Below are 5306 nucleotides of genomic sequence, written 5' to 3' on the forward strand. Positions count from 1 at the left end.
TCTCCTTTCCAATAATCCCATACCCCTTCCGGACTGAAATTAAAATCAGTTTTCCCGTTGTTGGTCGTAAAATAATTCGCACTATCGCGTAGGTACTCCGGAAATGTTTCAATGAAATTGGGTTTGGTCGTTTCCATGCGCAGGTGCTGGGTACCGAGCGAGGTAGCATAAACGCCGGTGATTAGGCAAGACCGCGAGGGGGCACAAATAGGAGCGGTGGCGTAGGCATGACGATACAGGATGCTGCTTTCAGCCATCTTATCGATATTAGGCGTAGTGGCGTACTTGTCGCCGTAGCAACCAAAGGCCGGGCCAATATCTTCGGCATTAATCCAGATAATGTTGGGCGGAGGTAGCGTTTCTGCCGATGAAGGCACCCAGCTAGAAACGATGGGTAAGACTATAAGAAAAAGCAGTGTTCGCATAGCAATAAACAGGTTCTTGTAAGTTTACAATCAGCAAAATAATAAATTGAAAAGTACTTCTTAGCTAATATCTCTCAAATGACTTTTATAAATCGTTCATCCTGGATTTTTTTCTTATTTTTTGTATCTGTCTGGTTCAAATCGTCAGCCAATTTTGCTCAGTCGCTAGCCGTAGAAAACCTACGTTGCGAGTACCTGAAAAATCCGTTAGGAATTAATAGTAAAGCACCTCACTTAGCCTGGAAACTACGCGCTGCTGTTTCGGCTACCGAACAAACTGCCTACCGCATTCTTGTAGCTTCTTCACCCGAAACCTTAGCGAGTAATGAAGGTGACTTGTGGGACAGTGGCCGCGTACCTTCGGGAGAATCACGTCACTTACCTTATCAAGGTCAATCGTTAAATTCTCGCCAGCGTTGTTACTGGAAAGTGAAAGTATGGGACAACCACGAAAATGAATCAGCGTGGAGTCCTCCGGCGCATTGGGAGATGGCTTTGTTAGACTCATCGGACTGGCAAGCTCAATGGATTCGGCACCCCGATTTTACCGATACGTTGCAGGAAAGCAAGCCCGCTCCGTATTTTCGTCAGAATTTTAGCTTAGAAGAAATTCCTGCCAGTGCCCGGGCTTACATTACTGGACTGGGTTATTTTGAATTATATATCAACGGACAAAAAGTGGGCGACCACCTGCTCGACCCGGTGAAGACCCGCTACGATAAATCGGTACGTTACCTCACCCACGATATTACCGACTTACTGCAATTGGGAGAAAATACTGTGGGTATTGTATTGGGTACCGGCTGGTACAATCATTTTGCAAATGCCGTTTGGGGCTTTAATCAAGCACCTTGGCGTAGCTACCCCGAAGCTTTATGCCAACTAGAGATTACTGATGAGCAAGGAGATATACAAAGAGTAGTTTCAAACGCAAGCTGGAAAACGACTAACCAGGGACCTATCAGATTTGATGGCATCCGTAACGGGGAAACCTACGATGCTCGGCTAGAATTACCCGGCTGGAGCGAAGCTTGGTATAATGACAACGACTGGAAGAATGCGGTAACTAGTGCTGGCCCCCAGGGGCAACTACGAGCGCAGATGATTCCCCCCATTAAAGCTCAGCAGGAAATCCGTCCGGTTTCAGTTACCGAAGTGCAACCGGGAGTGTGGGTATTTGATTTGGGGCAAAACATTGCTGGCTATTCCCGTTTGAAGGTAGCTGGGCCAAAAGGTACTGAAGTAAGTATGAAAATGGGGGAGAAGCTTTTTCCCGATAGCACGGTAGAGCAAAAGCAGATACTACGCTTTTTGAAAAGTGGTGATGCCCAGACCGACCGCTATATTTTGAAGGGTGAAGGAGTAGAAGTATGGGAGCCTCGCTTTGTCTACCATGGCTTTCAGTACGTAGAAGTGCGTGGACTGCCTACACCACCCACGCTAGAAACTATTACGGGAGTGGTGCTGTACACCGATTTTGAGCAAACCGGAAGCTTCGCTTGCTCCGATCCTCAACTGAACCGAACCCAGCAAAACACTCACTGGTCGTTTGTTGGCAATTACCACGGATTGCCGACGGACTGCCCTCATCGCGAGAAAATTGGCTGGACGGGCGACGCTCAATTGGTAGCCGAGGCAGGGCTGTTTAACTACGATATGGTTCGATCTTATTTAAAATGGTTAGACGATTTTATTGACGAACAACAGGAAAATGGCGACTTACCCGGAGTTATTCCTAGTAGCGGCTGGGGCTACGAGTACGGCAAGGACCCAGAACTGCGCCCGCTAGGTTACGGCCCTCAGTGGGAAGGAGCTTTAGTACAAATTACTTGGGATTTATATCGCTTTACCGGTGACTCTGCGATTTTAGCACGGTACTACGCAATAATAAAAAAATACCTCGATCACCTAATTCGTAATGCTGATAACTATACACTCAACTTTGGTATCGACGATCATAAACCAGTAGAAACTAAAACGCAAGGAGACATACTGGCTTCAGGCTATTTAGTTGCTTTTACCCGTATGTTTTCTCAAATGGCTACTATTCTGGAGCAGCCAGAAGATGGTAAGTATTATCAACAGTATTCTGAAAAGGCGAAAAAAGCCTTTAACAAGCGATACTTTAACTCAAAAACCGGAAGCTACGGCAATGGTGGACAAACTTCGCAGGCACTAGCCCTATATCATAATATTGTACCGGATGGAAAAGAAGAAATGGTTCTTAACAATCTTCTCGCCGACATCCGGCAACGTGATTACCATTTTGATGTAGGCGTGGTTGGATTAAAGTATTTATTCAACGTGCTGCGGGAATACGGCCATTCCGAAGCCTTATACCGGATGGTTACCCAAACCGACCAACCTGGGTTTGGCTACTGGCTAGAGCAGGGGGCGAATACACTGTGGCAGGATTGGGACGGCTCAATGTCGCTTAACCATATTATGTTTGGTACGGTAAGCGAATGGTTCTACGAAGCATTGGCCGGTATCCAGCTCAATGACGAACAACCGGGGTTCCAACGTTTTATCATCCGACCGGATATGCTTCCTCAGTTGAACTGGGCCAATGGTAGCGTGGAAAGTCCATTCGGCACTATTCGCTCTTCTTGGGAACGATCTGATGATGAAACAATGCTCCGAGTGACTGTTCCGACCAGCACGACCGCTACAGTATTCGTGCCTTATCAGCGTGGTCAGACTGTGTTACTTAATGGTAATGAAGATCAGGGAGAAGCTACAGAAGATGAATACCGCGTTTTTGAAGTATCGTCTGGTAATTATGTATGGCAAGTGAAGTAACTAGCTTTTTATACTGCGGTTGCATTTCCGACAAATAAATCAGAATTTCACTTTCAATATTTTAACAATTTCACACAACTTATTATTCTATGAAAATCAGTAATTATTGGCTTAACGGCTTATTTAGCTTGGCTTTATTAGGTTTAGTAGCTTGCGGAGGCACTTCCGAACAAGCAGACGAAGCAGATGAAACGGCAATGGCCGAAGAAGACGAGTGGGTAAATATGTTTACCACAGATGCCAAGGACGGCTGGACACAACTGAACGGACAGGCTAACTACGAAATTAAAGACGGCGTAGTCATTGGTACTACCAAAGCCGGTGAACCTAACAGCTTTTTGGCTACTGAGAAAATGTACAGCGACTTTATTTTAGAGTACGAGGTAATGGTAGATACTGCGCTCAATTCTGGGGTACAAATTCGTAGTGGGCAGTACGAAAAAGATAGTACGTATATGGCTAAAAATGGTGAGGGAGAAATGGTAGAACGGAAACGAGAGAAAGGTCGCGTACGGGGCTATCAGGTAGAGATTGACCCTTCGCCCCGTTCTTACAGCGGTGGTGTGTACGATGAAGCACGTCGTGGCTGGCTACAAGACTTATCCGAAAATGAAGCGGCTCAGAAAGCCTTCAAACGAGACGACTGGAACAAGTTTCGAGTAGAAGCGATGGGCGACACTATTCGAACATACGTTAACGGAGTGCGAGCCGCAGAGGTAGTAGATGATATGGATGCTAGTGGTTTTATTGCACTACAAGTGCATTCTATCCGAACAGATGATACTTTGCAGGTTATGTGGCGTAACATTCGCATTAAAGAAATGTAGAATACCAGGGGCATCTTTTGCCCCTTCTTCTTCGTTTATCTCAGTATGATAACCGTTCCTGTCCGTCACCGATTTAGTGTAGATGATTTGCTGCTTATGGAGGCCAATGGGTTATTTACTCCTGATCAGCGTATTGAACTCATCGACGGTGAAATTATTGATATGTCGCCCATCAATCAACCTCACGCTGCTTGTGTACGTAAGCTCATTCGCTTTTTTCAGCACCATTTACTGCTTGATCAGTATATTTTGGATGCTCAAAACCCCCTGCAATTAACGGAGCAATCGCTACCTCAATCAGACTTAATTATAGCTCACTACCGCTCTGAACTATTATCTGAGGAACATATTCAACCAACCGATGTGGCTTTGCTAATTGAAGTTTCGGATGCTACCTACGCTTACGATCGTAACAAGAAATACGCTCAGTACGCTACTGCGGGTATTCCCATTTATTGGATTGTGAACCTAAACCAACGGCAGGTAGAAGTTTATTCGCAGCCGAGTGGCGACCAATATCTCAAGACAGAAGTTCACCAAACTGGGTTTGCAGTTCTAGAAAACCTAATAATCTCACCCGAGGATATTTTCCCGAAGACTAAATAGTAGCACTAAATATCTAACTCACCCTCTTCACCCACGTCCACCTTCTGGCCGGTGACTGCTCCGTAGCCCATTTTTAGCAATGAAACGAACTGATTGTCTTTGGTATCCCAGTAGTAGGCGTGCGAAGGCTTAAAACAGATAGCGGTGAGATTGGGATCATCTACGCCATCAAACCAACTGTCGTCAGAAGATTCATAAAGTTCTTCTAAAATCAACCGATCGGTTTTGATGGTAGCTTGGCCGTAGAGGTTCAGAAACTCCATTTTACTAGGCATTGAGTAAATAAGCTGAATATCACTGTCGGCCACAATATTTTTATTATGATCGCTATCTTTCCCGCTCAGGAACCAAATAGCTTCCTCACCATCAACTTTCTTAGTACTCATTGGTACAACATGAAAAGGTTTATTAGAAAGATTGGTAGCCATCATACAGAAATCGATAGACTCTACTAATTCTTTTAGCTTGGCATCAGCTGCTTCGTGGGATAAATTTTTAGTACTCATATTACTGGGGTTTAAAAAAATAGGTTATATCTACCAAGAGTTGTTAAATAATTAGGAACATGTTTTAACTTTGTCTTTTAATCTTCTTCCAGGTTGCTGGGCGATGGATCTTTTCTGCTCATGCTTCGGCCACCCTATGG

The 5306-nt window shown here is 44.9% G+C and carries 5 protein-coding genes; 3 read left to right on the top strand and 2 right to left on the bottom strand.

Annotated elements, in window-relative coordinates:
• On the bottom strand, nt 1-425 hold a 425-nt coding region (locus tag WBA23_RS04060), incomplete at its 3' end, for a sulfatase-like hydrolase/transferase (RefSeq protein WP_424580968.1).
• A 78-nt stretch (nt 426-503) separates the two neighbouring features.
• Here WBA23_RS04060 and WBA23_RS04065 point away from each other — a divergent pair.
• The 3 genes from WBA23_RS04065 (at nt 504) to WBA23_RS04075 (ending at nt 4660) form a co-directional block, all read left to right on the top strand.
• The gene (locus WBA23_RS04065) at nt 504-3227 is read left to right on the top strand and encodes a family 78 glycoside hydrolase catalytic domain (RefSeq protein ID WP_424580969.1); all 2724 of its coding nucleotides are present in this window, start codon (nt 504-506) and stop codon (nt 3225-3227) included.
• 89 nt (nt 3228-3316) lie between these two features.
• Nucleotides 3317-4054, top strand: a complete 738-nt coding sequence (locus WBA23_RS04070; protein ID WP_424580970.1) for a 3-keto-disaccharide hydrolase — start codon at nt 3317-3319, stop codon at nt 4052-4054.
• 45 nt (nt 4055-4099) lie between these two features.
• On the top strand, nt 4100-4660 hold the full coding sequence (locus WBA23_RS04075; RefSeq protein ID WP_424580971.1) for a Uma2 family endonuclease: 561 nt from the start codon (nt 4100-4102) through the stop codon (nt 4658-4660).
• A 5-nt stretch (nt 4661-4665) separates the two neighbouring features.
• Here WBA23_RS04075 and WBA23_RS04080 read toward each other — a convergent pair whose 3' ends face one another.
• On the bottom strand, nt 4666-5166 hold the full coding sequence (locus tag WBA23_RS04080) for a pyridoxamine 5'-phosphate oxidase family protein (protein ID WP_424580972.1): 501 nt from the start codon (nt 5164-5166) through the stop codon (nt 4666-4668).
• Nucleotides 5167-5306 lie beyond the last annotated feature (140 nt).

The sequence above is a fragment of the Tunicatimonas sp. genome (assembly GCF_049647865.1).
GTDB lineage: Bacteria > Bacteroidota > Bacteroidia > Cytophagales > Cyclobacteriaceae > Tunicatimonas.